The 26,308-nt window shown below is 42.0% G+C and carries 30 protein-coding genes; 12 read left to right on the top strand and 18 right to left on the bottom strand.

Features of this window, described 5'->3' with window-relative positions; all coding sequences use genetic code 11:
• Positions 1-9: 9 nt before the first annotated feature.
• The 10 genes from bamA to ACFQZX_RS04135 form a co-directional block, all read right to left on the bottom strand.
• Complete coding sequence (gene bamA, locus ACFQZX_RS04180) at positions 10-2,568, bottom strand: outer membrane protein assembly factor BamA (RefSeq protein WP_377111643.1); 2,559 nt, start codon at positions 2,566-2,568, stop codon at positions 10-12.
• 63 nt (positions 2,569-2,631) lie between these two features.
• A complete protein-coding gene (locus tag ACFQZX_RS04175) occupies positions 2,632-3,372 on the bottom strand; it encodes an isoprenyl transferase (protein ID WP_377111641.1) in 741 nt (246 codons plus the stop codon).
• A 584-nt stretch (positions 3,373-3,956) separates the two neighbouring features.
• On the bottom strand, positions 3,957-4,475 hold the full coding sequence (locus ACFQZX_RS04170; RefSeq protein WP_377111638.1) for an ExbD/TolR family protein: 519 nt from the start codon (positions 4,473-4,475) through the stop codon (positions 3,957-3,959).
• A gap of 116 nt (positions 4,476-4,591) precedes the next feature.
• Positions 4,592-5,380: a type IX secretion system protein PorG gene (gene porG, locus ACFQZX_RS04165; RefSeq protein WP_377111636.1), complete on the bottom strand. Its 789-nt coding sequence runs from the start codon at positions 5,378-5,380 to the stop codon at positions 4,592-4,594.
• A 10-nt stretch (positions 5,381-5,390) separates the two neighbouring features.
• Positions 5,391-6,272 (bottom strand): NAD kinase, encoded by an 882-nt coding sequence (locus ACFQZX_RS04160; protein ID WP_377111634.1) that lies wholly within the window; start codon positions 6,270-6,272, stop codon positions 5,391-5,393.
• 14 nt (positions 6,273-6,286) lie between these two features.
• On the bottom strand, positions 6,287-6,949 hold the full coding sequence (locus tag ACFQZX_RS04155) for a CBS domain-containing protein (RefSeq protein ID WP_377111632.1): 663 nt from the start codon (positions 6,947-6,949) through the stop codon (positions 6,287-6,289).
• A 1-nt stretch (position 6,950) separates the two neighbouring features.
• On the bottom strand, positions 6,951-7,712 hold the full coding sequence (locus ACFQZX_RS04150) for an alpha/beta fold hydrolase (RefSeq protein WP_377111629.1): 762 nt from the start codon (positions 7,710-7,712) through the stop codon (positions 6,951-6,953).
• A 128-nt stretch (positions 7,713-7,840) separates the two neighbouring features.
• Complete coding sequence (locus tag ACFQZX_RS04145) at positions 7,841-8,290, bottom strand: GatB/YqeY domain-containing protein (RefSeq protein ID WP_377111626.1); 450 nt, start codon at positions 8,288-8,290, stop codon at positions 7,841-7,843.
• Positions 8,291-8,418: 128 nt separating this feature from the next.
• A complete protein-coding gene (locus tag ACFQZX_RS04140; RefSeq protein ID WP_377111624.1) occupies positions 8,419-9,180 on the bottom strand; it encodes an SDR family oxidoreductase in 762 nt (253 codons plus the stop codon).
• Positions 9,181-9,327: 147 nt separating this feature from the next.
• Positions 9,328-9,774, bottom strand: a complete 447-nt coding sequence (locus tag ACFQZX_RS04135) for a DinB family protein (protein WP_377111622.1) — start codon at positions 9,772-9,774, stop codon at positions 9,328-9,330.
• A 90-nt stretch (positions 9,775-9,864) separates the two neighbouring features.
• Between ACFQZX_RS04135 and ACFQZX_RS04130 the strand changes: the two genes are divergently transcribed.
• The gene (locus tag ACFQZX_RS04130) at positions 9,865-10,476 is read left to right on the top strand and encodes a class I SAM-dependent methyltransferase (protein ID WP_377111620.1); all 612 of its coding nucleotides are present in this window, start codon (positions 9,865-9,867) and stop codon (positions 10,474-10,476) included.
• 115 nt (positions 10,477-10,591) lie between these two features.
• Positions 10,592-11,623, top strand: coding sequence for an aldo/keto reductase (locus tag ACFQZX_RS04125; RefSeq protein ID WP_377111618.1), 1,032 nt, complete (start codon positions 10,592-10,594; stop codon positions 11,621-11,623).
• A 163-nt stretch (positions 11,624-11,786) separates the two neighbouring features.
• Here ACFQZX_RS04125 and ACFQZX_RS04120 read toward each other — a convergent pair whose 3' ends face one another.
• Both ACFQZX_RS04120 and ACFQZX_RS04115 read right to left on the bottom strand, forming a co-directional pair.
• Entirely contained in the window at positions 11,787-12,491 is a 705-nt protein-coding gene (locus ACFQZX_RS04120) for a 3-keto-disaccharide hydrolase (RefSeq protein WP_377111616.1), read from the bottom strand.
• A 1-nt stretch (position 12,492) separates the two neighbouring features.
• On the bottom strand, positions 12,493-13,863 hold the full coding sequence (locus tag ACFQZX_RS04115; RefSeq protein WP_377111614.1) for a Gfo/Idh/MocA family protein: 1,371 nt from the start codon (positions 13,861-13,863) through the stop codon (positions 12,493-12,495).
• A gap of 174 nt (positions 13,864-14,037) precedes the next feature.
• Between ACFQZX_RS04115 and ubiE the strand changes: the two genes are divergently transcribed.
• A complete protein-coding gene (gene ubiE / locus ACFQZX_RS04110) occupies positions 14,038-14,769 on the top strand; it encodes a bifunctional demethylmenaquinone methyltransferase/2-methoxy-6-polyprenyl-1,4-benzoquinol methylase UbiE (protein WP_377111611.1) in 732 nt (243 codons plus the stop codon).
• Complete coding sequence (porT, locus tag ACFQZX_RS04105; protein WP_377111608.1) at positions 14,766-15,494, top strand: type IX secretion/gliding motility protein PorT/SprT; 729 nt, start codon at positions 14,766-14,768, stop codon at positions 15,492-15,494. Before ubiE ends, porT begins: the two co-directional genes overlap by 4 nt.
• Here the strand turns inward: porT and ACFQZX_RS04100 are convergent.
• Positions 15,475-15,993, bottom strand: a complete 519-nt coding sequence (locus ACFQZX_RS04100) for a GNAT family N-acetyltransferase (protein WP_377111606.1) — start codon at positions 15,991-15,993, stop codon at positions 15,475-15,477. The two genes, porT and ACFQZX_RS04100, sit on opposite strands and share 20 nt — an antisense overlap.
• 106 nt (positions 15,994-16,099) lie before the next feature.
• The gene (locus ACFQZX_RS04095; RefSeq protein ID WP_377111603.1) at positions 16,100-16,792 is read right to left on the bottom strand and encodes a S24 family peptidase; all 693 of its coding nucleotides are present in this window, start codon (positions 16,790-16,792) and stop codon (positions 16,100-16,102) included.
• 181 nt (positions 16,793-16,973) lie between these two features.
• On the opposite strand from ACFQZX_RS04095, the gene ACFQZX_RS04090 reads away from it, so the two are divergent.
• Positions 16,974-17,156, top strand: coding sequence for a hypothetical protein (locus ACFQZX_RS04090; protein WP_377111600.1), 183 nt, complete (start codon positions 16,974-16,976; stop codon positions 17,154-17,156).
• A gap of 37 nt (positions 17,157-17,193) precedes the next feature.
• A complete protein-coding gene (locus tag ACFQZX_RS04085) occupies positions 17,194-17,592 on the top strand; it encodes a hypothetical protein (protein WP_377111598.1) in 399 nt (132 codons plus the stop codon).
• 86 nt (positions 17,593-17,678) lie between these two features.
• Here the strand turns inward: ACFQZX_RS04085 and ACFQZX_RS04080 are convergent, their stop codons facing one another.
• The 4 genes from ACFQZX_RS04080 to ACFQZX_RS04065 form a co-directional block, all read right to left on the bottom strand.
• Entirely contained in the window at positions 17,679-18,005 is a 327-nt protein-coding gene (locus ACFQZX_RS04080) for a hypothetical protein (protein ID WP_377111596.1), read from the bottom strand.
• A gap of 238 nt (positions 18,006-18,243) precedes the next feature.
• Complete coding sequence (locus ACFQZX_RS04075) at positions 18,244-19,584, bottom strand: sensor histidine kinase (RefSeq protein WP_377111594.1); 1,341 nt, start codon at positions 19,582-19,584, stop codon at positions 18,244-18,246.
• A 152-nt stretch (positions 19,585-19,736) separates the two neighbouring features.
• Positions 19,737-20,015: an RNA recognition motif domain-containing protein gene (locus ACFQZX_RS04070; protein WP_377111592.1), complete on the bottom strand. Its 279-nt coding sequence runs from the start codon at positions 20,013-20,015 to the stop codon at positions 19,737-19,739.
• Positions 20,016-20,133: 118 nt separating this feature from the next.
• On the bottom strand, positions 20,134-20,718 hold the full coding sequence (locus tag ACFQZX_RS04065) for a hypothetical protein (RefSeq protein WP_377111590.1): 585 nt from the start codon (positions 20,716-20,718) through the stop codon (positions 20,134-20,136).
• 275 nt (positions 20,719-20,993) lie between these two features.
• Between ACFQZX_RS04065 and ACFQZX_RS04060 the strand changes: the two genes are divergently transcribed.
• From ACFQZX_RS04060 to ACFQZX_RS04035, 6 genes are all read left to right on the top strand, one after another.
• Positions 20,994-21,440: a terminase small subunit gene (locus ACFQZX_RS04060; RefSeq protein ID WP_377111588.1), complete on the top strand. Its 447-nt coding sequence runs from the start codon at positions 20,994-20,996 to the stop codon at positions 21,438-21,440.
• Between the two features lie 25 nt (positions 21,441-21,465).
• Positions 21,466-22,689, top strand: a complete 1,224-nt coding sequence (locus ACFQZX_RS04055) for a PBSX family phage terminase large subunit (protein ID WP_377111585.1) — start codon at positions 21,466-21,468, stop codon at positions 22,687-22,689.
• A gap of 63 nt (positions 22,690-22,752) precedes the next feature.
• Positions 22,753-23,454 carry a hypothetical protein gene (locus ACFQZX_RS04050; RefSeq protein ID WP_377111582.1) on the top strand — a complete coding sequence of 234 codons (702 nt, stop codon included), beginning with the start codon at positions 22,753-22,755 and terminating at the stop codon, positions 23,452-23,454.
• Entirely contained in the window at positions 23,397-23,591 is a 195-nt protein-coding gene (locus tag ACFQZX_RS04045) for a hypothetical protein (protein WP_377111579.1), read from the top strand. Before ACFQZX_RS04050 ends, ACFQZX_RS04045 begins: the two co-directional genes overlap by 58 nt.
• 145 nt (positions 23,592-23,736) lie before the next feature.
• Positions 23,737-24,177 (top strand): hypothetical protein, encoded by a 441-nt coding sequence (locus ACFQZX_RS04040; protein WP_377111577.1) that lies wholly within the window; start codon positions 23,737-23,739, stop codon positions 24,175-24,177.
• Between the two features lie 24 nt (positions 24,178-24,201).
• Entirely contained in the window at positions 24,202-26,295 is a 2,094-nt protein-coding gene (locus tag ACFQZX_RS04035) for a hypothetical protein (protein WP_377111575.1), read from the top strand.
• The last annotated feature ends 13 nt before the right edge of the window (positions 26,296-26,308 follow it).

Genomic DNA, 26,308 nt, shown 5'->3' with positions numbered 1-26,308 from the left:
TACACAAAATTAATTAAATCCGCCGTTTAAGCTTTGTGAAATTGTGAAATGGAAGTGGCCTTTGTTTGCATCCACCTGTCCTGGTATCTTGTCGAAGCCATAACCATAATCCAAACCAAGCAATCCAAATATAGGTAAGAATATCCTTGCACCCACACCAACCGACCGTCTTACGTTAAACGGATTAAACTGGCTAAAATTGTCCCAAACGTTACCACCTTCGGCAAATGCCTCTAAAAATATAGTAGCCGACTGCCCTGTGATAACCGGATGCCTTAACTCGAGCGTGTATTTGTTATAAATAGCATTACCCTGGTTTGAATCCGCAGTTTTATTTGAACCTACCGGCACGATGGAGAAGTTTTCATAACCGCGTAAACCAATGATATCTGTACCCTGTAAAAACTGGTAAGTTTGCATACCATCACCACCTAATTTAAAACGCTCGAACGGTGACGGGCCTACCTGCGAGTTGTACTGACCCAAATAACCGAAACGCGCCTGCGACATTAATACCAGTTTACCTGTTATACGCTGAAACCATTGCGCATCAAATTTCCACTTATAGTACTCAACAAAATGGTAACGCTCCTGCGGGGTTGCTATTTTGTAATTTACATTATTGAATAAAGAGTATGGCGGCGTTGCCTGTATAGTTAACTTGATGTTTGAGCCTGATGTTGGATAAATAGGCACATCCACAGAGTTACGGCTAAGTTCCTGCGTTAACTTAATGTTATATGATGTACCATTCTGGAACAGGTATCCGCCATAATTATCTAAGCTGTAATGGTCAAAGTTGAGCGAGTAATTCAACTGGAAATAGTTATCAGGCCAGTTTAAACGTTTACCCAAAGTTATACCCAAACCATTGATACGTAATTTATTATAACGCTGATCAGTTTTTGCATAGTACTGACCGGTAGAACTACCTTGTGTATAGGCTGATAACGCAAAGTATATCGGTTTTTTACCGCCAAGCCATGGCTCAGAAAATGTGAACGAGAAGTTTTGATAAGTACGCCCGCTCGATTGCCCGCGTATGCTCAGCTTCTGCCCGTCGCCTTTAGGCAGCGGTTTATAAGCCTTTAAGTTGAATATATTACGTAAAGAGAAGTTATTAAAGGTTAAACCTAAAGTACCTACCAGCTGGCCGCCACCAAAACCACCAGAAAGCTCGATCTGGTCTGAAGGTTTTTCAACCACGTTATAAACCAGGTCCACAGTACCATCAACAGAGTTAACGTTAGTTGGCCTCGGGTCAATCTTCTGCTCGTCAAAGTTACCTAACTGGCCAATTTCACGCGCGCTTCGTATCAACAGTTCCTTATTGAATTTCTGACCGGGTTTTGTTCTGATCTCGCGCATAACCACCTTATCGTTGGTAACATCGTTACCTTTAAGCGTCACACGGTTAATGGTGTATTGTGGCCCTTCAAATATCCTGATGTCCAGGTCAACCGTGTCGTTATGAATACGGGTTTGAACCGGATCGGCATTAACAGTTAAATAACCATTGTTCAGGTAAAGTGACAATACATCATCGTTATTTGGCGTAGGGCCTGTTAAACGTTTGTTCAATTCATCCTCGCTGAACACCTGCCCTTTTTCAATTTGCAGTATACGTGCAAGTACATCGGCCGGGTAAACAGCGTTACCCGAAAACTTGATATCGCCAAAATAATATTTAGGCCCTTCATAAACTTTTATGCGTACATCAACGGTTTTCTCGTCGTGCTTGGTAACCGTATCGCTTATTACTTCAGCATCACGGTAACCTGCCGCCTGCATTTTCTCTACCAGGGTTTGTTTATCTTCCTCGTATTTATCCTGCTTAAACTTTTTAGATCCGAATATATGCCAGAAACGTTTGCGGCGGGTGTTTTTAAGAAAGCCACGTAGCTTACCATCAGAAAACGCCTTATTACCATCAAACTCAACACTGTTTATTTTTACCTTGCTTTTTTTATCAACAGCCACATCAAGTATCATGCTGTTGGGATCTCCGGGATCTTTGGTTTGCTTGATATCAACAGTAGTGTTTAAATAACCCTTTTCATGGAAATGCTTTTTTATGGTAGCCGTGGTTGTATTAAGCAGGTTTTCGTTAACTATTTTACCGGTCTTGTCATTCAGTTTTTTGTTCAGGTCTTCAATCTCACCTTTACGCAAGCCAGTAATGTGCAGGCGAGATAAACGCGGGCGTTCAACCACTGCAATTTCAAGATAAATGGTATCCATATTGATACGGGTAACATTTAGCTTTACATCATCAAAAAGCCCTTGCTTATATAAGTCTTTTATCACATTGGCATTTTGCTCTCCGGGCAGGTTGATCCTATCGCCTTTGTTCAGTTTGGAGATAGTTAGCAATACATCCTTATCCAGATATTTGGCGCCGGATATAGTTACCCCACCAATAATGTAATCTTTAGGATTTAAATAGCTTAAGCTATCGGCAAATACTGAGCCCGACAGTATGCCCTGCTGCTGTCTGCCGCCATTAACCTGGGCCAGTGCCGCTGTGCTTATTAAAGAGAAGATAAGAGCAAAAAAAACTTTATTCATCCGAATATTTTAGTGGGCTAAAAATAATTTATACAGTTGTTAAAAAGTGTTAAAAGTAAAAATTTAGTTTACCTGCTCACTTGTCATACCAAAACGGCGCTCGCGTTTCTGATAATCGAGTATAGCTTCATAAAGGTCTTCGCGCCGAAAATCGGGCCATAACTTGGTTGTGAAGTATAACTCGGCATAGGCAATTTGCCAAAGTAAATAATTACTTATCCGGTATTCACCACTCGTCCTGATAAGCAGTTCGGGATTAGGCATACCGTTAGTGTATAAATTATCTTCAAACATTTGTTCATTAATATCAGCAGGTTGTAAACTGCCTTTTTGCACCTGCCCGGCCAGTTGCCTTGCAGCATGTACAATCTCATCGCGTGAGCTGTAACTCAATGCCAATGTAAGTACCATGCCCGTATTTGCAGATGTACGCTCAATCGCCGTAAGTAACTCCTTGTGGCACTTACCCGGTAACTTGTTAAGATCGCCGATGGCATTTAGCCGTACATTGTTTTTCATCAGCTTATTGATCTCTTTGTTAAGCGTACCAATAAGCAACTCCATTATAGCTGTGACCTCTAACTTGGGGCGGTTCCAGTTTTCTGCGCTAAAAGTATAAAGGGTTAGGTACTCAATACCCAATTCGCCTGCGCCCTCGACCACATCACGTACAGAAAGCACACCATTATGATGGCCAAACACCCTTAATTTGCCTTTGCCTTTTGCCCAACGGCCATTGCCATCCATTATAACAGCTATGTGACGGGGTAACTTTTGCAGATCTATCTGGTCTTTATAACTCATGTGCCCTACGGTTTTAACAGCCGTAATTTAGCTGTTGCACCTTTGCTTTGTTTATTTTGTGATTTTGTTTTTGGCAAAGCCCTCAACTACTTATGCTATTTTTTTTTCAGGTGACAAAGGTAAAACTTAGTTTGTATTATTTTAGTATGCTTTAAAAAAGAAATAAATGCACTTATCGCATTATGCATTTACTATCAGTGTAAATTTGGTGTGAGATATAAAAAAGGTAATATTGATTTTAAGTGACAGCGCTTGGTGAATTAACTTTATTAAGTGCTGGCGTTGTAGCATCTTTTCTCTTGTTCTTCGTTAGGAATGGCTGAGCTGTTGTTTATGCCAGTGGATGTTCATTTCTTTTTTTCCGCAAAAAAGAAATGAACCAAAGAACCGAGCGATAGCGAGCTCATTAATACCTTAAAAACAATAACTTATTAATAATAAACTCGCGGCTGCGCAAGCTTGCTTTGAAAGACCGTGCTGTTGCAGTGCCTTTACTACCCGCAATCTGCCAATGCCGCATATTAGGAAGGTAACGTTAAGACTGTCAGGCATCTCACCTTATTCCTACGTGTTTTCATAGTTATCTAAAAAGCGCGCATGGTTTTCAACATCTCTATGTCCGCTTTATCTATGTTAGCAATAGCATATTGATCAATACCGTTTATATTCATCTCATCAAGCGTATTTACCAGGTTTTCATAAACCGATGTTTCTGCAGGTTTAATAACCACTATCATACTCTTGCCGGTGGTTTGTAAAACTTTTTTACGCATTTGCGCCATTACCCGTCGCAGGCCGCTTTTGCTGTAATTAGTTATGGTTGCTCCTATTACCGGCTTTTTAAGCTCGCCCAGGTACCATACGGCCTGGTTATTTTTCCCAAGACATATAGTCATGGTTCGCGATTGTGGCACCGCATTACTTGAACCTACTGGCATAGCCAGGTTCATGGCTTTAGGTTTACTAAGCGTAGTGGTAAGCATAAAAAAGGTAATGAGCAAAAAAGCCAGATCGACCATTGCAGTAAGATCTACTTTTAAGGCTGCTTTTTTTGAGCGGGTTTTGGTGCCGCTTTTTTCAGGAGTTGAATTTAATTCGGCCATGTTAGTAATTTTAAAAGTTAATAACTGATTGTTAGTTATTATACGATTAAAATTACGATAATGTTTTATAAAACAAAACAATATTTTGTTTTATATTTAAATTCAGTATATTATTTTTAATAATAACATTTTGAAGTAACAAAAGTAAAAGAAAGGGTAAGACCTGCAAACCAATACAAGTCCTTAGATTTCAAATCTCCGCGTTGGGTACCAGGTGTACCTATGTTTATTCCACCATTTACTTCGCCAGACCGGTCTGCCAACCTTATAGCCAGCTCACTGGGCAAATTAGTAACTGCTGCATACTTGTCGCTTACATCATCAAGGTAATCGGTATTGGTAAGGCGGTATCCAACTTCTGCGCCTAAGGTCCATTTTCCGCCGATATTATATTTAAATCCCGCACCAAAAGGTATAACAATAGCCGTTTGGGCGTACTCACTACCCTGCCCCTCTGTGCGTAGCTGCCGCAGGCCGTAAACTTCGCCATTATATACAGCCCTTGGGGCAAAAGAGCTGATGCCGCCGCCTAAAAACACATAGGGCGTATACTTATTTTTGCCGGCATCAGGTATGTAGCTCATAAAATTAAACTCGGCCATCAGGCTAACTTCGCGCAGCTGATCTTTAAAACTTAAGTTGCGCTCACGAAACTGCTGAATATTTGATGTACTATCAGCACCGCTTATCTGCCCAATGGCAACGTTGAGCCTTGCGGCCAGATAGCGATTAAAATTATACTTGACAAAAAGGCCACCCTGCGGACCACTTGGTTTAAAGGGGTTATTGGTATTTAAATCGCCAATATAACCCGCAGCACCAAGCATGCCACCAACCTCCCAGGTTTGGGCCTGTACGTTCACAGTGATAAACAGTAAAATTATAACGGTAAAATATTTAGGCATTAAGGGCGATTTAGTAATTACGGGCATCCAATCCCCATAACAGTTTTTTCCTTAACGTAGATAAGTAGCTTTCATTATTTAAACGTAGTAAATTAAGCTTGAACCCAGCCTTATAAACTTTAAACTGCATGGGCTTGTCTACAATAACTGTACGGCTGTCGCAAGATACGATATAGTTATTCCCGCGGTAATCAACATCAACGGTTAATATGCTGGTATCGGGCAATACTATCGGCCTAACATTCAGGTTATGAGGCGCTACCGGTGTCAAGGCAATACTGTTAGACTGCGGAAAGATAATAGGCCCGTTGCAGCTCAGGGAATATGCCGTAGAACCCGTTGACGTAGAAATAATGATACCATCGCCCCAGTAAGAGTTTAGAAACTCGCCATTAAGCGCCACATGCGAGGTGATCATAGCCGAGTCGTCGCGTTTGTGGATAGTTACGTCGTTCAGCGCAAAATTATTTTCGCCGAATATATGCTGCTCAGACTCAATTACAAGCAGTTCGCGGCTATCAAGCGTAAACTCCCTGTTAACAACTGCATGTATAGCAGCGGCTATATCGCTTTTATTGATGCTGGCCAAAAAACCCAGCCGGCCAAAGTTTATCCCAATAACCGGCACCTCAGAATCGCGGATGACCGTCACCATGTCCAGCAGGGTACCGTCGCCTCCAAGTGTCAGAAATACGTCCACCTGATTAGTGATAGAGGCATTACAATTTAACGTATCAAACGCCGATGTATCTACATTACCCTGCAAAGTTTCTTTTAACAGGGGATGGATACAGATCTCTACGTTGTGCTGCAGCAAACTTTCAAACACCTGCCGTATGTACGGAAATACCGATGGATCGTTAAACTGCCTGCCGTAAACTGCTATTTTCATTTAAAAAGATGCGGTTATAAATTCAGGTAATTCATCAACGAATCGTACCTATCCATCGAATTATTGTTATTGTCGGTAAAATTGAAGGTAGCTTTAACTTCGTAGCTGTAGCGCAAAAAAGTAGCAAGTATGTTAGATATGTCCTGCTTGTTTACTTTAAGTGTAACCTCCATCCGTGTCGAATCGGGGAAGGTACGTGTGTATGAACTTAGTATCTGTGCATTGTCCGACTCAACAACCTGCGACATGTGGGCCAGCGAATTGTTCTTGCTATCAACCTCCAGCACAATAATGCCACCCGGTTCAGATACTGATGTAAGCTTGGCAAAATACTCCGCCAGTCCGTTTATGCTGATAAGGCCCTGGTAATCCTTTTTTTGATTGAGCACCGGCACCACGGTTAACTGCTGCTCATAAAACAGCCTTATAACATCATACACATGCTGCTGCTCCACCACATAAGGGTTAATCAGCGATAATGCCAGCGCACCGATGGGGGTATTATAATCCGGCTCTTCTATCAGGTCATCGTCACTTATCAGGCCCAGAAATTGCTCCTCGTTAACAATCGGCAGATGGCGAACGCGAAACTCAGCCATACGGTCAAACACCTTCTGTATACTATCAGAGGTATTCACCGGCGGTATCGTGTCTGCTATCAACTCAATTGCAAGCATATTATTTTTTTAATTTATCCAAAAAACCTTTAAGATAAGTATTAAACTCTACGGGGCGTTCCATCATCGGGGCATGCCCGCATTTATCTATCCAGTGCAGCTCGGAGTTTGGCATGAGCTCGTTAAACTCTACAGCAACCTCTGGCGGGGTAATTTTATCATTGCGGCCCCATATCAATGCCACCGGCATAGTTATTTTACGCAGCTCGTTTTTCATATTGTGCCTTATAGCCGATTTTGCCATAGCTAAAATGCGTATCACCTTTGGCCGGTCATTAATTGTCTGGAAAACTTCTTCTACCAGTTCATCCGTGGCTGTTGCCGGGTCGTAAAAAGTAAATTGCACTTTTTCTCTAACAAAATCCTTACTCTCACGCCTTGGAAAAGATCCGCCAAAAGCGTTTTCATACAAACCAGAGCTGCCGGTAAGCACCAGCGCCTTTACGTAACCCGGATGCGCCAGCACATATATCAACCCAACGTGACCGCCAAGCGAGTTGCCCAGCAGCACCACGTTTTGCAGCTTTTTAAATTTGATAAACTTATGTACAAATTTCGACAAGGCCCTCACCCCTGTTGTAAGCAATGGCAGGTCATATATGGGCAGCATAGGTATCAGCACCTTGTACTCTTTACTAAATTCATTAACCACATCCTGCCAGTTACTTAAAGCGCCCATCAATCCATGTAAAAGCAAAAGGGGCTCACCTTCGCCTTCTTCTATGTAGCTAAATCCATGTTCTTCTTTAAGTACCAGGTCCATATAGTTGTATGTAAGTTTTGCTGTGATCAGTTCTCAGGAATTATACTTAATAAAGCCCCTGATTTTTGTAAAATTATAATTATATAAACAGTTTCACAGCTTTTGTATAAATATATATTACGTTGTAATTAACCTAAAAGTTGTTTAACCACTTCTGATACGGTTTTACCATCCGCACGGCCGGCAAGCTCTTTATTAGCAACACCCATTACCCTGCCCATCTCTTTTACCGATGTAACTCCAAGCCGCTCAATCACCTCTTGTATGTATCCTTCAATCTCAAACCGGCTCATTTGCTGGGGCAGGTATGGCTCTATTACATACATCTCGGCCATTTCTATATCATACAGATCTTCGCGGCCCTGCGCTTTGTAAATATCTGCCGACTCTTTGCGCTGTTTTATCAGCTTTTGCAATACCTTAATCTCCGCTTCCTGAGTAAGTTCTTCGGCAGCGCCTTTTTCTGTTTTAGCTAAAAGCAAAGCCGATTTAATAGCCCGCAACCCGCGCAGTCGGTCGGCCTGTTTGCTTAACATGGCCTGTTTGATATCCTGATCTATTTGTGCTATAAGTGACATGGTTGTTTGTTTTTGTTCCGGAAGCCCGATAAGTGGGCGTCCGGAAATTAATTTTTATTATTAAAAAGGAAGCTGCAACCTGAAACTCTGACTTTACTCTTCAGACTTTCGGACTACAGACGTCCGACTTACTTACTTCTGAATATATTTGTCGCGCCCGATTGCGCTGTTGGCATTACCACAATATCATTAATATTTACATGTGCAGGCCTTGATGCCACAAACCAGATGGTTTCTGCAATATCATTGGCTACCAGTGGCTCAAAGCCTTCATATACTTTCTTAGCCCGGTCTTTGTCGCCTTTGAAGCGCACCTCAGAAAACTCGGTCTCAACAGCTCCTGGATGTACTGCCGTTACTTTTATGCCGTGCGATAACAGATCGATACGCATCCCTTTATTCAGCGCGTCAACCGCATGCTTGGTAGCACAATAAACATTGCCATTAGCATAAACTTCCTTACCGGCTATCGACCCGATGTTGATGATATGGCCCCGGCCATTTTTGATCATCCAGTTTGATACTATACGGCTTACGTAAAGCAAGCCTTTGATATTGGTATCAATCATGGTATCCCAGTCGTCAATATTTCCCTCGTTTACAGGATCTAAACCCTGGCTCAGGCCGGCGTTGTTCACCAGCACATCTACCTGGCGCCATTGCGATGGCAAACCATCCAGGCTCCGGATAACTTCGTCGCGGTTACGCACATCGAAAGATGATACCGCAACTTCAATATTATATTTATCATTAAGTTTTTGAGCCAGCGTATCAAGGCGGTCCATACGGCGGCCGGTCAGGATCAGATCATAACCCTCGCGGGCAAAGGTATGCGCGCAAGCCTCGCCGATACCAGCGGTTGCGCCTGTTATTAATGCTATTTTTGCCATAGTATGAGTAACTATCGGCAACGAAATTATGTTTTTATGTTGACTTTATTTGTCTTTTTAAGGTAAGTATAGTTTGGCATACCATAAAACGTAAATTATCAACACTTTGCCATCAGGTTTAAACTTTACTTAAGCGTCGCCAAAATATCAATCGTCCAGCAACCGTCTATGATAATTTAACTGCCCTAAATGATAGCTTAAGTGTGTTGCGAGGTGAACAAGGAAGTATTCGGTCAGCACTTTGCTATCATTAACTTCCTGCGGATACTCACTTTGCAGCTGATCTTCGGTGAGCGAATCGAGCACATCCCCAAGCATTTGGATGGTGCGCTCAATCTTATCAATCATTTCCTGCCTGGAAACGTTTTTGAGTGAAAATTCTTCGGGCCTGTTTCTTACATAACCGGTGTTACCCAGTACAGCACCAATATAGGTATTCAGGTTACCTATTAAATGGAGTATGAGGTTTCCTGCAGAATTTAGGATATCACCGCTGATGCGCCAGATGTTAGCTTCGCTTTTATAAAGTTCAAGCTCCTGTTTTAATTTATTAAGGTCTCTGAAAAAAAGTATTTTTAAAGTATCTGTTAACATAGTAAGCTGTCTGTTTATACTCAAATTAGGCATATTATTTTCATACTGTCAATAAATATTACCAAAAGGCTTATTTTTTAACTTTGATCTATGCAAAACCAACTACAGCAACTTTACGGAAATATAGATATCTACCTGTTTGATCAGTTGCTTAAAGGCACTTATGATAACTGCAAAAAGGTGCTCGATGCAGGCTGCGGTGGCGGGCGTAACCTTAATTATTTTTTAAGAAACGGATATGAGGTATACGGTATTGACCCTAACCCAAATGCGGTGTCGGCAGTAAAGCAACTATCGCAAACGCTCAGCGATGCTAACGCTCAGGAAAACTTTGTGGTAGCTACGGCCGAAAATCTGCCTTTTGTTGATAATTATTTCGACCTGGTGATCAGCAGCGCAGTGTTGCACTTTGCTCATAGTCATGACCATTTTGACGACATGCTCCGCTCCATGTGGCGGGTGCTGAAACCTGGCGGCTACTTATTTGCAAGGCTTGCATCTGATATAGGCATTGAATCGCTGGTACATAGCCTGGGCAACGGTCGTTATCTGTTACCCGATGGCAGCGAACGTTTCCTGGTGAATCAGCAATTGCTGCTGGAGTATACCGAAAGCCTTAATGCCCGGCTGCACGAACCTATAAAAACCACCAACGTACAAAACCTGCGTTGTATGACCACCTGGTGTTTGCAGAAAAAATAAAACCATCTGTTAGTTAATTTACTTTATGTTATTGGCATGATACTATCCTGATAGTTATCTGCGAGATTTGGACTTATCCGGCAACAGAACCGGCTTTATTTTAAATTCACTTACCATGGAATACAGACAATTAGGAGGTTCGGGGCTTCATGTCCCGGTACTTAGTTTCGGGACGGCAACTTTTGGCGGTCAGGGAGATTTTTTTAAAGCCTGGGGCAACACCCAGTTAGACGACGCAAAAAAATTGGTGCATTTGTGTTTAGATGCCGGCGTTAACTTTTTTGATACCGCTAACGTTTACTCCCGCGGCACATCTGAGGAAATTTTAGGGAAAGCACTTGAGGGCCTGCGCGACCGCGTGCTTATTTCTACAAAAGCCACCTTTACCATGGGCGATGGCCCGAACGACTTCGGCTCGTCGAGGTTTCACCTGATTAACTCGGTAGAAGCCAGCCTTCGCCGCTTGCAAACAGATTATATTGATATTTTTCACCTGCACGGTTTTGACGGTAACACTCCTATTGAGGAAACGCTGCGTACACTTGACGACCTGATATCAGCCGGAAAGATCAGGTATATCGCCTGTTCAAACTTTTCGGGATGGCACCTGATGAAATCTCTTTCAATAGCGGAGCGTTACGGCTGGTCCAAATACATTGCTCATCAGGCGTACTATTCATTGCTTGATCGTGAGTTTGAATGGGAACTGATGCCGCTTGGTATCGACCAAAAGGTAAGCACTATTGTATGGAGCCCGCTGGCATCAGGGCAATTAGGCGGAAAATTTCGCAGGGGCCAGCCTGTCCCGCAGGATAACCGCCGCGCACAGGGTGGCAGCCACGGGCCTGAAACCGATTTTGAGCGGCTTTATAAGATTGTAGATGCATTAGACGAAGTGGCTGAAGAAACCGGAAAAAGCGTAGCACAGGTTTCCATTAACTGGTTGCTGCAACGCCCTACTATAGACAATATCATTATAGGCGCCCGGAATGAGGAACAACTTAAACAAAACCTTGGCGCAGTAGGCTGGAACCTTACTACCGAACAGGTGAAAAAGCTCGACGCAGCCAGCGACCGCGACCCTATTTACCCTTACTGGCACCAAAGGCAAAACACCAAACTGAACCCACTGCCAAAGTTTTATTAATGATAAGAGGCCCGTTGAGTAACGGGCCTCTTATCATTAAATATTTTGCCATACTGAACTTTTTTCAGCACCTGACCTGCACGGCTTGTTGTTAAGATCCTGAAATAAATTCGGGATGACAGGTTATGTCAATTGATTTTTTAAAATCAAACCCTTTTTTTATTTACAACTGCCTTATCCTGATATTTTTATAATACGCCTTGTGCCCATGATCCTGCAGGGCAATGTGGCCTGTTTTGGCCATTCCGTATTCCGGGTGATCCTTCCATTTTCCTTCGGCTTTGCGCTTGTTCCAGTCGGCATCCCAGGCGGTAAACTCAACTATCTTTTTGCCGTTAAGCCAATGCTCCACATGGCCGTTGTTAAATATAATTCGACTGGTGTTCCACTGCCCCACCGGCATTATTTTTTTGTTGCCGTTGGCTACGTGCATAGCGTAATCAGCGCCGGTTTTTTGCCAGTCTTCCAGCTTATCTGGCACCCAGCCTATGTCATCAATAATCTGGTACTCGGGCCCGGTAACATAAGTGGCCTCATACTTTGGCGATTCAACCACATGGTATAATACGCCGCTGTTGCTGCCTTTGTCTATCTTCCACTCCCAGGTCAGTTCAAAATTATCGTACTGTTTATCGGTTACAATATCGCCACCGGTATCGGTTCCTTTTACAGCACCCAGGCAAACTAAGGCACCGTTTTCAATTTCCCAGTTTTTAACCGGCCCTGTTTTGTTAAAGCTATGCCAGCCTTTTAAATCTCTACCATTAAATAAACTTACCCAACCTCCATTTTTACTTTGGGCAAAACTATGTGTGCTACCGGCACACATAGCTACTGCTATACATAAAACCGCAAAATGCTTTTTCATATTAACTATTTTTGGTCACTTTCATTTTTTCAGGGTCCCAAAACATCGGGCTGTTTTTGTAGTAGCTATCATTACATAGTAAGGCCGGAGCCGCGGCGCGGTAGCCAAAGATAGCATCCTCGGTGACCTTTCCGTTATTACGTATGGCAGTTATCCAGTTGTTCATGTGATCGTAAGGGCCGCCCTTGTATCCCTTTTCGGCTGAGTAGGTTATTTCATCGGGTGGCAAAATTTGCTTGCGACCGCTGTCTGACTGCCCGGCCTTTCTTAATTTTTCGATGTAAAACGGATCATCCGAAGCGATCGTTTTGTTTCTTTTCAATACCACGCTATCCCAGGTAATATCCATCGAGCCTTCGCTGCCCACCAGTTTAAGATAAGTAGTGCCGCTGGTGCCATCTACAAAGTTACAGCGCAGAGATAGGTTGAACGCAGGATGCGCGGCTGATTTACCATAATCAAAAGTACCTAATAACACATCAGGCACCTCACGGCCATCGTTCCAGTAGCGTAACCCGCCGGAGGCATATATCTTGTTGGGGCCCATTGAATCGGTTATAAAATGCAGGCTGCTAAAAAGGTGTACAAATAAGTCGCCCGCCATGCCCGTACCATAGTCGGTATAATTTCTCCAGCGGAAAAACCTTTTAGAATCGTACGGGCGCTTTTTTGTATTGCTTACATACGTTTCCCAATCAACAGTTTGCGGCGAGGCATCATCAGGTATGGGGTATTGCCAAACCTCTATGGGTGCCCTGCGCGCCCAAAAGCCTTCGGCATAATTCAATTCGCCAATAGCGCCGCTTTTGAGTAGTTCATGCGCTTTCTCGTTACCTAAGGACGATACTCCCTGGCTGCCCACCTGGAATATCTTGCCGGTTTCCTTTTGTGCTTTTATTACAGCCGGGCCCTCATCCACAGAATGCACCATCGGCTTTTCACAGTAAACATGTTTGCCGGCATGCATGGCATCAACAGAAATTTGCTGGTGCCAATGGTCTGGCGTGGCGATGATCACTGCATCCACGTCTTTGCGGTTTAATATTTCCTTGTAGATCTTTGTAGTGAATATATCGCTGCCCCAACGGGTTTTGGCGTCTTTTAAGCGGCCATCATACAAATCGCAAACGGCAACCAATTTTACTCCCGGCACCTGCAGCGCAACAATGGTATCTTGTGTGCCCATACCTCCGGCGCCTATCAAAGCAATATTTACCTGGTCATTAGGGCCATACTGATTATACTTTTGTTTAAGATAGTAAAAACTGTTCTTATCGGCAGCTATCAGGCTGTTTCCGGCGGTAACGGCGGCTGCAGTAGTAGCCAATTTTTTGATAAAGCCCCTGCGAGATGCTTCAGCGTTTTCTTTCATGGTTTAGTATAGTTTGATGAGATGATGAAAAGTGAAGATAGAAGTTTTATATCAGATGTCAATACTGTTATTAAAATCAGGTTATCTGAACTTATAATTCCAAAATCAGATTAATTATACTAATTTTTTGAATACCAAGTCATCAAACAAAACGCCTATCTTTGCCGCATACTCATGAGCAAAAGCGTAACACCATACCAGAACCAACAGGCTACCAAAAAAGAACAGGTGGCCGATATGTTTAACAACATCTCTAAAACTTACGACTTCCTGAACCATTTTATGTCGCTGGGCATTGATATCATCTGGCGGAAAAAGGCCATCAATGAATTAAAGAAAGATCAGCCCAAACTAATCCTGGACGTAGCCACGGGCACCGGCGACTTTGCCTTTGAAGCGCTTAAAATGCTTAAACCGGAAAAAATTATTGGCGTAGACATATCACAAGGCATGCTGGATATCGCGAAGCAAAAAATAGCCAAACGTGGCCTGGGCAGTAAGTTTGAAGTAAAAGTGGGCGACTCGGAAAAATTACCGTTTGAAGCTGAAGTATTTGATGCGGTTACTGTGGCTTATGGTGTACGTAATTTTGAAGACCTGCAAAAAGGCCTTACCGATATTCAGCGTGTTTTAAAACCCGGGGGCAAAGCTGTGGTACTGGAGTTTTCAAAGCCTAAGGCATTCCCGGTAAAACAGTTGTATAACTTTTATTTCAACTATATAACACCTTTTATCGGAAAACTTTTTTCTAAGGATGCAAGGGCATATTCTTACCTGCCAGAGTCGGTCGCTGCATTTCCGGATGGCCCAAATTTTACCGCTATAATGCAAAAGGCAGGTTTTAAACATACCAAAAGCCGTCCTTTAGCGTTTGGTATCTGTTCCATTTATACAGGTATCAAATGAATAAACTTCGCTACCTTGTCTTGATACTTTTATTATGCAGCAGCAACCTTCTGTTTGGCCAGGCATGGGGCGGTGGTGCCGATCAAAACGACCTGAGCTTTGGTTTTTTGTTCTCATACGTACAAAGCCACTATGATGTAGTAAAAAACCCTAACTGGCGCACCCCCTATTTTGATACGCAAACCAATGACTATGCAACCAGTTTTGGGAAAAGTATATCATCGCCTTCTTCGCCGGGCTTCGCTGTTGGCTTTCTGACACGTTACCGATTAACAGAGCACCTGGAAGCAAGGGTAACCCCGGCCTTGTTGTTTGCAGACAGGAAGGTTATTTATACTTACGAGGACGAATCACAGGATATTACTAAATCGGTACAAACCACAACAGTTGATTTCCCGCTGCAGTTAAAGCTTAAGTCGGACAGGATAGGCAATATGCGGGCATATCTTATCGGCGGCTTAAAATACTCCAACAGTATTGGCTCAAAAAAAAATAACGGCGAAAATATTGCTCCTACCGAACGCCTGCTAAGAAATGTTAAAAGTTATGCGTCCTACGAGGCTGGCTTTGGCTTTGACATCTACTTTGAGTTTTTTAAGCTCTCACCGGAGATCAAACTGTCTAACTCCTTTACCAATATGCTGCTTAAAGAGGATACCCCTTACGCCAATCCTTTAAGCAAGCTTGGCTTACGCACATTAATGTTCAGCTTATATTTTGAGTAGGCAGGCGCTTTTCAAAGCATACAAATTTTAGCCCCGGCCTGAATTTTAGATTCATTTCTCCTTTAAACTCATAACCCATTTTAGGAAAGAGTTTTTGTGTGGCCAGGTTTTGGGTGTTTGTATCAACACGCAATACATCTATTTGCAATTGCCTTGCCACCTCCTCTGCCTGCAGCATCAGGGCAGCTGCAATACCCTGCCCTCTAAACCGCGGACTAACAGCCAGGCGGTGAGTAACCACAGCTACCTCATTAATATCAAGGCCAACCTCAGCATATTCTGGGTACTGCTCGGTAGTTATGGCGCTTACACCAGCTATGTGGCTGTTGACTTCAGCTACCCATAGCTGCCCAAGTGCGATATCGTTTTCAAAAACTGCAGGATTAGGGTAAGTATCGTCCCACTGCAGATTGCCGCTTTCGCGCATGATAGGTACAACTTCTTTTATCAGCAGCATGATTTTAGGAATATCAGTTAGAGTAGCAAGGCGGATGTTCATTGGTGTCAGAATCAGAATTTGTTTAAGAATGTGCAAATTACAGATGTGCAGATTTCAAATTAGAAAAATCATGATGTAATCTTCACATTTAAAATCTGCACATCTATCAATGGTTATGTTTTTTATGGATATCCTTAACCAGGCAGAGTTTTTTAATTTCATCTATCCGGATAGGAAAAGGCGCATATTTTAACCTGCCGCCAATCATTTCGGTTACATTATCTGAGTGGGCTATTACCTCCTCAGGATTATCGCTGGCCAGCAGGCGTTTATACATGCGGTAGTCGCCCCATTCTATGTAATAAACCTCGCCAGGCAGTATTTTTTTATCATTAATGATTTTAAGCGCCACCCAACAACCGTTTTCCAGATACGGATACATAGAGTGCCCCCATACAGGCAGTGCAAAATCGCATTCCTCAATCCCCGGAAAATTCATGCGGCCCACCGGCTGCGCATCATTAATATCATTGTAAACCTCTACACCTGATGCTGTAGCAGTAACTTCATACATGGGTATCCCTTCTTCTGTACGAATATTTACAGATTTTTCCATAATTTTCCGTACCCCTAAAAACTCTGCATACTTTTCTTTAAAAACCTTTAATTTTTCCGGATCTATATTTTGCCTGCTTTTAATAATTTCGGTTATTGAACTTGCGGAATTAAAACCCAACGCCTCGGCTAATTCCGTATTGTTAATAAAAGCACGACCACGCAACTGATTATATAAAATTATAAACTCCAGTGTTTCAGGACGTACAATTTTGATTTTATTGGGTTTTGTCAAGTCTTCCATCTAAATAAAAAAAATTACAGATATTTCTTTATTAATATAAAGATAATTCTTTATATTTGTTATTCAATAATGGCTAAGTTACTGCATTATTTTAAATTATCAACACTTAACATTATACGATACAGAAATAACTTTATTATAAAAGGAATATAAAAACAGTAAAAACTTAAAAACCTTATAAATGCATATCGCTTACTCTGCACTGCGCATCACAAATAAACAAGGCAAAGCAATACCTTCCAATAAAGAATTTCAGCAACGTTACGAAGGCTATATAACTGCCTGCAGCAAGTACCGTAATGAAATAGCTGCCATACAAAAGTATATGCCGGGATGGGCACCAAAATTAGAGGTTGGCGGCTGAGCATTCCTATAATAATTATAAATAAACAATTACAACGATGATAAAACTTTCACAAAAATTGCGCGACCAGATATGGTGGCTCATCATTACGGTAGATTACAATTACAGTCGCATTTGTATAGCCGACCATGAATTAACCGAAAACACATTAATACTATGGCTGGAGGACAAGCAGGACTTCAAAAACTCACTCGAGGATTGCCTGCAATTAAATATCCCAGTAAAAAACTTTGCTAAACTTATAAAGGCCGAAAACCTTAACAGTTACGAAGGGCAAAAACTGCATCCTAACAAGCAATACGTTTATAAAACGCGCATCCAGATAAACGAGCCTGTTGAATGGTATAAACATGATGCATCATTAACCGAGCAGCAATGGGCGCGTGAGGCCATGCTTAAATCAGTACTAACGCAGTTGGTGGAAACAGAGGTATAAATGAACAAAGCCTGGATGTAAGTATGCCATTTAGCATTTGTTACATATTTATAGCCTTTATATTCTCAAGCCGGGTTTTACACCGGTCACTTAGTTTTAATAAGCTCATCCGCTTCAACAAGCTCTTCAACTTTGTCCAGCGCTTCGGCCGGGCTGCTGGCATAGTTAAGCTTTCTGAAACGCCATATTGCAAATGCAGGTTCCTGAAAACGATTAATGAGTTTGAAAAATTTAGGAAAGTTATGTACCTCTTCCAGCAGTACGCCCGTTACAATTCCGTTATTGTCAAGTATCTCGCGTATGGTATATTCTTTATCCCTGGTGATCCATATCTCAAAATCGCGCCTTATTTCTTCGCTTTTTTCGGGATCTATCTTATCATTAATGCAAACAACTTTATCACCTGGCCTCATATAATTCAAAATTAAGAAGTTTAAGGTAAAAAGTATAATGTTTTGATGTTACTGGTTGAATGGGGCGAGGAGCGGCTGTCGGGTCCGGGTTACTGGATATGGTTGCGAAGTACAAGGAGAAAGACACGTTTAGAACTTAGCTTAAATTTATTGCTTACAGCTTCGAGCTAATTGCTCTTTGCTCCGGCATTCGGCTTCCCGCAACCGGCAACACTAACCAACCGGCTTCCTGTACCACTCAACTCATAGCCTGCGCCGGCATAGATACAAAAAAGGCGGTTCCTTCTTTAGGTGTACTTTCAACCCATATCTTGCCACCTTGTAATTCTGTAAATTCCTTACATAGCAACAGCCCGAGCCCTACACCCTTTTCGTTTTGAGTACCAACAGTTGAGGCGGCATGTAACGAAAAAAGTTCTGCCTGCTTATCTGCCGACATGCCAATTCCGTTATCCCTTACTATCAGCCAGCACTCGGTACCTATTTGTTTTGCTTTAAAACTTATCTTACCACCCCGCTGTGTAAATTTAATGGCATTACTTATCAGGTTGCGCATAACCAGTTGAAGCATATCTGTATCAGCTATTATGCGTATGTCCCAGTCCAATTCAGCAAACAGAGTGATCTCTTTTTTGAGCGCAATCGCTTTTTCAAGCTCAACGGTACTGTACAGCGCATCCCTTAGCCTTATATATCCAAGTTTGACATTAACCCCATCCATTTGCGCTTTAGACCATATCAGTAATTTGCTTAACATGTCCAGTGTGCGGCGCGTAACTTTCAGCAGGTCGCCTTCAACCATTTTGCGCTCTTGTGTTTCCAGCTCATACTCGGTAATCAATTCCAGATAATTCTGAATATTACTCAACGGTGAGCGCAGGTCATGCGCTATGATAGACATCAGCTTATTTTTTTCAGAATCAACGCGTTCAAGCTCGCGGTTTTGTTTAACTATCTGTTGATTTTTCAGCTCAATGGCGGCCGCTTTTTCATCAGCCGATTGCTTTTCATTATTGTAATTTTGCCTGAAATACGTAATAGTATAATAAATAACTATAATAACCACCGCGTAGGCAGATGAAAGGTCCCAATAGCGGCTTTGCCTGTTAGTGTAGGTATAAGGCACTAAATGAGGGTAATTATACTCAATGTAGTGTCCTGTAAGTATAATGGTGATATTTACTGCCATCCAAAACCTTTGCTGATTTTTAGGCACCACACACAGTACAAGCAATATGCAAAGCCCCATTAATAGATCTGTAGGGCCAAACGTACCAGAGTTGAGATAGAAATTAACAGCAAAAAGCAGATTACCAATGATTGTAAAAATCACAATAGTACTCTTGGTTAACCCCTTATACCTGGACAGGTAGTATAACACAGAGAACAGCACAAGTGTTACAAAGCTGATGAGGGCAACAACCGGAAGATGTATAAAATAATTAAAGGGAACATTGTAAGCCAGCGCAACGATAGCGATCAGGCATAGAGAATGGAATATTCTTACCTCTAATGAAAAATCGGATATGTTTCCTGTAAGGCCTGTCCAAAGGCGACTTATCTTTCCTAAAAAGTGCAATTGTATTGTAATTCAGGTTATACAAGATTAATAAATAAAATGATATACCACAAACCAAAGCACATTTTTTCTTTGAAACTAAATAATTTAATACCCAAAGGGCAAAAAAAAAGCCGGAAACTTTCCGGCTCATCTTTGCAAATAAATATGGTTTAGTTGCGGCTAAATCCTCCACGGTTAAAACCGGGGCCTTTATCTTCAGCAACATTTACAGTAATACGTTTGCCGTAATAGCTTTGGCCATTCATACACCTGATGGCTTCTTTTGCTTCATCTTCATTAACCATCTCAACAAAACCAAAGCCTCTGCTTTCTTTTGTTTCGCGATCTTTAATGATCCTGAGCGATTTAACAGGCCCAAAATCTTCAAAAACTGCATTTAGTTCGGCCTCACTAACCTCAAGCGGAAGGCCGCCAATAAATACTTTCATTAATCTCCTTTTTTATACAAAAGTACAAAAAAAAGTGCGTTTTTTTGCGTCAAAAACATCCAAAAAAGCAATGTAAGCGGTTTTTTACAATAACGTGTCAATAGTACACGAAGCTGTGTCAGGGTTGTTTCATCTGCAGCTCAAATGTCCCTTCAACCCGATAAAATGGTGCATTTGCTTCATCATCCTTTGATAAAAAGGTAAAGAAGCTGCCCCGGGCAAGCGTATCATTTTTTAGATAAGATACAAGTTTAATATTACCTACATCTCCAGGCTTTGCATATTGGGTAAGCGTATACTGCTGGGTGTGTATGGCATCATTAATAATAAGCAGTTGCCCGCCTGCAATTGCCTTGGTAAGGCTATCACCGGCACTGCCTTTAGAGCTGATACCGAAACTTAAATTATGAGCTTTATTTATAGCAGTGATGCCAAAATAACGATTATCGCCCATGTTGAGGTTAACAAATGCGACAGAGTCTTTTGCTGCGTCAAAAGTATAAACGGAATCCTCAAGTTTTAAAGTAAGTATACCTCCTGTAGCCAGGAAATTGCTCGGTGCAGTTGAGTTTAAAGCACTATCTGCATTTATGGCAACTTTTTTATTTTCAACTGCCTGCTCACCCGTGTCTTTCTGACACGACGTGGCAAGCACCGTTAGGAACATTACCAATAAAACACACCAATGAGTAAACCTTTTCAAATACATAGGTACAGATGCGTAAAACTACAAACTTTTTGTTTAATTATTCCCTGACGCCCCTTAACAACACATCATTTTAACATTTTTTAACGTTACTGTTTTAACAACCGTGTTGGGATTTAAGTTTTAGCTAAAATAATAATTTTCATCAAATTTTCATTTTTGATCGCCATATTATTGCATGCATTAATTTCTAATATTTTTAGCAATTCATAAAATTTTTTCGTATATTTGTATGAAAATATGCCATTCGGCATTTAATACATACCTAAGTTATGGTTTCCTTATTAAAAACTCGCCCATATGGTGTACGTATTGCAAAATATTTTGATTTCATTAAAGGCACGCCGGCCATTTCATCATTAGATACAAAAGAAACAGGAGGTAAAACTTTAAATAAGCAGGACCGCGAGCCCCAGCCTCCTACTCTTGCTGGTTTGGCCCTATTTTTAGGCTTTGATAGCCGGGAGCAGTTTGAGCATTACGAACGCAATGGCAGGTTTCGCAATCAGTTAAAGATGGGGCGCTTAATGATTGAGGCCGAATATGAAAAGCGTTTACATCAACAATCGGCCACCGGTGCCATTTTTGCCCTTAAAAGCCTTGGATGGAAAGAACCGGCAGACGATACTTTGAAAAAAGCATTTCCTGCAACGATACATATAAAAGTTACCGCATCTGGCCCTAAAATAGCAACACACGAAAAGGACGTGGAGCTATGATCTGATAAACACATACACCCAACCTATGTACCCTCAAACTTCCGTATTGTTTAAATATAATTATGAAGCCAAACAGCATATTGTCATTAATCAGGGCGGCACCAGTTCAGGCAAAACATTTGCCATATTGCAGGTAATCTTTTGCCTGGCAGCGAAAGCTGAAAAGCAGGTAATAACTGTTGTTGGCCAGGATATCCCTAATTTAAAAGCTGGTGCCCTGCGCGATGCCTTAAGTATACAATCCTCATCGGAAACATTAAAACGCCTGATAAAGACCTATAATAAAACAGACAGAATATTTGAGCTATATAACGGTAGTATTATTGAATTCAAGAGCTATAGTAACGGGCAGGATGCGAAATCAGGTAAAAGGGATTATCTTTTTGTGAATGAAGCCAATGGAATTGAATGGGAAGTATTCAATGAACTTGCACTCCGGACAAGAAAACGCATTTATATAGATTATAACCCTAATACCGGTTTTTGGGCTCACGAAAAGTTAATAGGTAAGCCGGATGTTCTTTTGTTGATATCCGATCACCGGCATAACCCTTTTGCCGATGAAAATATGCGCAAAAAGGTTGAAGCGCTCAAAAACGAAGATATTGAGCTTTGGAAGGTTTACGCACGCGGGCTTACAGGCAAAATAAGCGGACTGGTTTTTAACAACTGGCATTTATGTGATGACATACCCAATGGCGCCAAAATGATAGCGGCAGGCCTTGATTTTGGCTTCAGTAATGACCAAACCGGCTGCCTGTTACTCTATAAACAAAATGGCGAGCTATGGGCAGATGAAATGTTTTACGAAACCGGCCTTACCAATGCGGATATCTCCAAAAAACTGCAAAGCGCCGGCATTGGACGCTCAACGGAAATCATAGCGGATAGTGCCGAGCCAAAATCCATAGAAGAGCTTAAACGCCTGGGTTGGCAGGTTAATGCCGCAAAAAAAGGGGCCGATAGTGTAAAAAACTCCATAGATATTTTAAAACGCTACACCATCAATATTACCCGCCGAAGCATAAACCTTCGTAAAGAGTTGAGTAAGTACAAATGGAAGACCGATAACAGCGGCAAAGCCATCAATCAGCCTGTGGATGCTTATAACCACCTTATAGACCCGTTGCGGTACATTGCATTAAACAAGCTTAAAATACAGTCGCTTAAAAAGTGCCATAGTAAGTTGCCGGTCACAGCTGATCTGCCTGGCAGGGGCATTTTTGAGGAAATTATCGGCATAGCCTGATTGCAATAGTTACAATAGTCCCTCCACATTTTATGTAGCCGGTTTATCCGGCAGTCATCTTTTATGATACAAAAAACGATAAAAACCACAAACGGAAAGCTGCAGGTAAAAATCCCCTCGCAGTTAAGCGAATTAACACTCGGGCAGATGATAGCCCTGCAGGAAAAGAAAGATCTAAGCGACCTGGAAGCTATAAGCATTTTATCAGGCATCCCTGTTACTACGCTACAGCAGATTGCAAATGGTGATGATCTGTTAGAATTTGCTGATAATATAATGGCCCTTTCACGACAGATAAGCAATTTGTATAACAGCGACGATATACCTAAACATATCACTCTGAAAATTGGGGAGGATAGTGTTAAAGTAAACGTTATACGCAATTTATCTGTAGAACCTGCCGGGGCCTTTATGGCTGCCCGCGATATAATTGCAGAGGAGATAGCCAGGCATATAGATATTTACGGGCAGGAGAACTGGCAGGATTACTTTAACCCATCGCTTACCGCCTGCTGCGATATACTTGCGCATTACTTTTATTGCCGTGCAACCAGCAAAGCTTATGATGAGTATGCCATCATTGATTTTACGGACACCATCAAACAACTACGGGTAACGGAGGCGCTGCCCATTGCCAAACATTTTTTTATGCGTTATCCCAACTTATCGAAACGGAAAACACCCTTCTGGCATCGGATGTCAGCGTTTTGGAAAAACGGTCGGGTATTCAAAACTTTGAAAAATTTAAATATATCAACACCGTAAATGCACTTGCAGGCGGCGATATCACTAAATGGAGCCTGATACTTGCCATGCCGTATGAACGTGTGCTTACCAAACTACTCCTTAATAAAACTGAAGCCCAATATCAAAAACGTTATAGCGAACTAATAGCGCAATAAGCAGTGGGCAGTGGGCAGTGAAAAACAACTCATGTCATGCTGAACTTGTTTCAGCCTCTCTTTTGCCCGGAAATGAGTTTAGGCCGTTGAACGACAATTTACAATCAAGCAAATTCCAGTAATTATAACCAGTAATTTTTAGCCAATGCGCAACCAGATAGAAACCATAACACAAGCACTTGATGGCAACCCGTCATTTTTGTACGGTGCAGAAAAAGAATTGAATGCCCTCGCGGACAATGTTTTGTTCCCGTGTGCATTCTTGTATCCCTTGCAACCAATAACCATATCTCCGCAGGTGAACGGATCGGTAAACAACTCATTTACGCTGTATATAGAGTTTTTATTTAAAACGGAGTTTGGCCAGTTCACTGCCGAAAACGAAATTTATGTACAGCAGGCACTTAAGATGGCCAACCAGTTTATAGTGAAGGCGGCAAACTACCGCGACGAAGATGGGAGATTTTTCCGCGTCAAGGCGGGTGAAAAAGCCAAATGCGTACCCGTATACAATAAGTTTGATGTAAATACAACCGGAGTTGGCTTAACACTTACGCTAAACACCATGTATCCCGGCATATTTTAACCCGTCCCTGTAATATAACAAATAATGAATTTAACAGCCCGAATAGAGGTAGAACATCTGCCCGCTACTATTTTAGACGACTATGGCAGCATGTCCACCTATGCATTAGTTTTCATCGCTATAGTTAACCCACTTACCGGTGAGCTTACCGACGGCAACAATTGCACCGTTACTTATACTGTTGATGATGGTGGCAATATCACCACCCGCCAGGTTACAGTATCCGGCATGCGCCAGCTTGTTTATAAAGGCGAGGTCAGTCGCGTTATTTTTAACAGCAACCATATTGTAACGTCGTCGTCATATAAAAATTTCAATATTAAAAGCTTAACCGGCGGCAGTATTGATACACCTAAGCCCATACCGCAGCAAAGTCATCTGCAAATTATCAGTATAACGGTTAACCAACCAGAATCTGCCCCGGGTGCAAAAAACGGCCGGATAACCGTTAATGCAACATCTGATTATCTGCCGCTTACTTATAAGCTGAACGATACATTAACATCAGCATCACCTGTATTTACTGAATTAACCGGAGGGAACTATACCATAACCGTTTTTGATGCTGCTGATAACGCTAAAAGTCAGGACGTTTTTGTTCCGACGCTTAGCAGCCTGTTACAATCAGCCCCTGCAATAACCTTACCCGGCAATAACATTTCACGCTGGAATGCAGCTTTCAACCCGGTAGTGTTTACTTATCAGCGAAAAGATTTTGATGTTACCCGTTTGGAGCTGAATACCGCTGATGGGAATACGCGTGTGTTCATCAACAAAGATGTATCTGCTGTATTAGCAGGCGATCTGATATACCTGTCAACAGAAATTTGTACAGGTACTTATAAGGTTTTATCAAAGTATTCAGACTATACGTTGGTAATAGATACACCTTTTAAGGGAAATGGAACAGGTTTCATTAATATCAACCGATTGAAGCCTTACTATAAACTACTTACACGAATTACTTATGATGATCAGCTGACTGGCCAGGAAAGCACTATCACATCGCAAAACCGGCCGGATAATACCGGCGTTATCAAAGCCAACATCTCTAACTTTTTGCAAAGCCTGTTAAGGCCTACAGATGAAAGCGATTATGCACTGCAAAATTTCAGGGACGCTAACCTTAGCGCTTCTTATAAAGTAGCTTATGCCGAAAAATGGGACAATGATACGGCTGAAGGTTTCACAACGGCATATCATGTTATTGAAGAACCTTTTTATGTGATTTATGCTGCCAAACAATTGGGCGAACGCTTTGGCGGTAACCTTGCTGATTATGTACCTTTTGCAAGCACGCCCGCCGGTGCCGATAAAGCTAAATGGATAACCGATTTTAAAGAACCAGCCTTTAGCAATGGTTATCCGTTTGACATAGCTTTTATTTATAGCGAGGATATGATAGGGCGAAATGTGTATGCCGAATTTACCTTGCTTGATATTAACCGCAACGCATTGCCAGGCGGTTTGCAAACAGGTTATCTGCTCAACGATGACGGATCGTGGCTACTGAACAACGATGGCGGCAAAATGATAATTGCCGGGCAGAGCACCACCATACCCATCCCCCAGCAGTTAGGTTTAAACCGTTTACTGATCGAAGGGCCGTTTCCAGGCAATGCCTATTATATAAATGTGGTTTTAAAGTATGATGACGACGAAGATATTACGCATACGCTCACCCAAACCCAAACCATACGTATTGATGATGCAGTGGACGATCAGTCGGTTTACCTGCGATGGATAGGCCTAAGCGGCAGCTGGAATTACTACCGCTTTGTAATGAATCAGGAGATAAGCCTCGACGTGCAAAACGCCGTTATCATTAAAAACTACGTTAGCGACTGGCAGAACCAGGAAGGGATTGATGAGGTGATCAGCAAATCGGCCGGGCAAAAAATGAAGGTAATGGCCGAAGATCTTTCTGTAAATGATGTAAAAGGGTTGCAGTCTATTAAATACTCACCAAAGGTGCAGATGCTGGTAAACCGCAACCCTGTTAAATGGCAAACGATAGTAATCAATACGGCTACATACAGCGAGTATGAAACCCGTAACGGGCAGGCGCCATTCAGTATAACGTTCAACCTGCCGGCAATAAATATCCAGGCGCAATAAGTAATACAACGTC

Origin of the sequence: Mucilaginibacter litoreus (assembly GCF_042676805.1) — a bacterium.
Lineage (GTDB): Bacteria > Bacteroidota > Bacteroidia > Sphingobacteriales > Sphingobacteriaceae > Mucilaginibacter > Mucilaginibacter litoreus.
This window is presented reverse-complemented; position numbering and strand designations above follow the sequence as displayed.

Bases quoted from the DNA above. Each gene is read 5' to 3' on its own strand.
- ACFQZX_RS04100 (WP_377111606.1), bottom strand. From the start codon at position 15,993: ATGAACATCCGCCTTGCTACTCTAACTGATATTCCTAAAATCATGCTG.
- ACFQZX_RS04055 (WP_377111585.1), top strand. From the start codon at position 21,466: ATGTACCCTCAAACTTCCGTATTGTTTAAATATAATTATGAAGCCAAA.
- ACFQZX_RS04175 (WP_377111641.1), bottom strand. From the start codon at position 3,372: ATGAGTTATAAAGACCAGATAGATCTGCAAAAGTTACCCCGTCACATA.
- ACFQZX_RS04145 (WP_377111626.1), bottom strand. From the start codon at position 8,290: ATGTCACTTATAGCACAAATAGATCAGGATATCAAACAGGCCATGTTA.
- ACFQZX_RS04095 (WP_377111603.1), bottom strand. From the start codon at position 16,792: ATGGAAGACTTGACAAAACCCAATAAAATCAAAATTGTACGTCCTGAA.
- ubiE (WP_377111611.1), top strand. From the start codon at position 14,038: ATGAGCAAAAGCGTAACACCATACCAGAACCAACAGGCTACCAAAAAA.
- ACFQZX_RS04085 (WP_377111598.1), top strand. From the start codon at position 17,194: ATGATAAAACTTTCACAAAAATTGCGCGACCAGATATGGTGGCTCATC.
- ACFQZX_RS04040 (WP_377111577.1), top strand. From the start codon at position 23,737: ATGCGCAACCAGATAGAAACCATAACACAAGCACTTGATGGCAACCCG.
- bamA (WP_377111643.1), bottom strand. From the start codon at position 2,568: ATGAATAAAGTTTTTTTTGCTCTTATCTTCTCTTTAATAAGCACAGCG.
- ACFQZX_RS04060 (WP_377111588.1), top strand. From the start codon at position 20,994: ATGGTTTCCTTATTAAAAACTCGCCCATATGGTGTACGTATTGCAAAA.
- porG (WP_377111636.1), bottom strand. From the start codon at position 5,380: ATGCCTAAATATTTTACCGTTATAATTTTACTGTTTATCACTGTGAAC.
- ACFQZX_RS04140 (WP_377111624.1), bottom strand. From the start codon at position 9,180: ATGGCAAAAATAGCATTAATAACAGGCGCAACCGCTGGTATCGGCGAG.
- ACFQZX_RS04070 (WP_377111592.1), bottom strand. From the start codon at position 20,015: ATGAAAGTATTTATTGGCGGCCTTCCGCTTGAGGTTAGTGAGGCCGAA.
- ACFQZX_RS04125 (WP_377111618.1), top strand. From the start codon at position 10,592: ATGGAATACAGACAATTAGGAGGTTCGGGGCTTCATGTCCCGGTACTT.
- ACFQZX_RS04090 (WP_377111600.1), top strand. From the start codon at position 16,974: ATGCATATCGCTTACTCTGCACTGCGCATCACAAATAAACAAGGCAAA.
- ACFQZX_RS04155 (WP_377111632.1), bottom strand. From the start codon at position 6,949: ATGCTTGCAATTGAGTTGATAGCAGACACGATACCGCCGGTGAATACC.
- ACFQZX_RS04135 (WP_377111622.1), bottom strand. From the start codon at position 9,774: ATGTTAACAGATACTTTAAAAATACTTTTTTTCAGAGACCTTAATAAA.
- ACFQZX_RS04080 (WP_377111596.1), bottom strand. From the start codon at position 18,005: ATGAGGCCAGGTGATAAAGTTGTTTGCATTAATGATAAGATAGATCCC.
- porT (WP_377111608.1), top strand. From the start codon at position 14,766: ATGAATAAACTTCGCTACCTTGTCTTGATACTTTTATTATGCAGCAGC.
- ACFQZX_RS04035 (WP_377111575.1), top strand. From the start codon at position 24,202: ATGAATTTAACAGCCCGAATAGAGGTAGAACATCTGCCCGCTACTATT.
- ACFQZX_RS04160 (WP_377111634.1), bottom strand. From the start codon at position 6,272: ATGAAAATAGCAGTTTACGGCAGGCAGTTTAACGATCCATCGGTATTT.
- ACFQZX_RS04130 (WP_377111620.1), top strand. From the start codon at position 9,865: ATGCAAAACCAACTACAGCAACTTTACGGAAATATAGATATCTACCTG.
- ACFQZX_RS04115 (WP_377111614.1), bottom strand. From the start codon at position 13,863: ATGAAAGAAAACGCTGAAGCATCTCGCAGGGGCTTTATCAAAAAATTG.
- ACFQZX_RS04150 (WP_377111629.1), bottom strand. From the start codon at position 7,712: ATGGACCTGGTACTTAAAGAAGAACATGGATTTAGCTACATAGAAGAA.
- ACFQZX_RS04120 (WP_377111616.1), bottom strand. From the start codon at position 12,491: ATGAAAAAGCATTTTGCGGTTTTATGTATAGCAGTAGCTATGTGTGCC.
- ACFQZX_RS04170 (WP_377111638.1), bottom strand. From the start codon at position 4,475: ATGGCCGAATTAAATTCAACTCCTGAAAAAAGCGGCACCAAAACCCGC.
- ACFQZX_RS04050 (WP_377111582.1), top strand. From the start codon at position 22,753: ATGATACAAAAAACGATAAAAACCACAAACGGAAAGCTGCAGGTAAAA.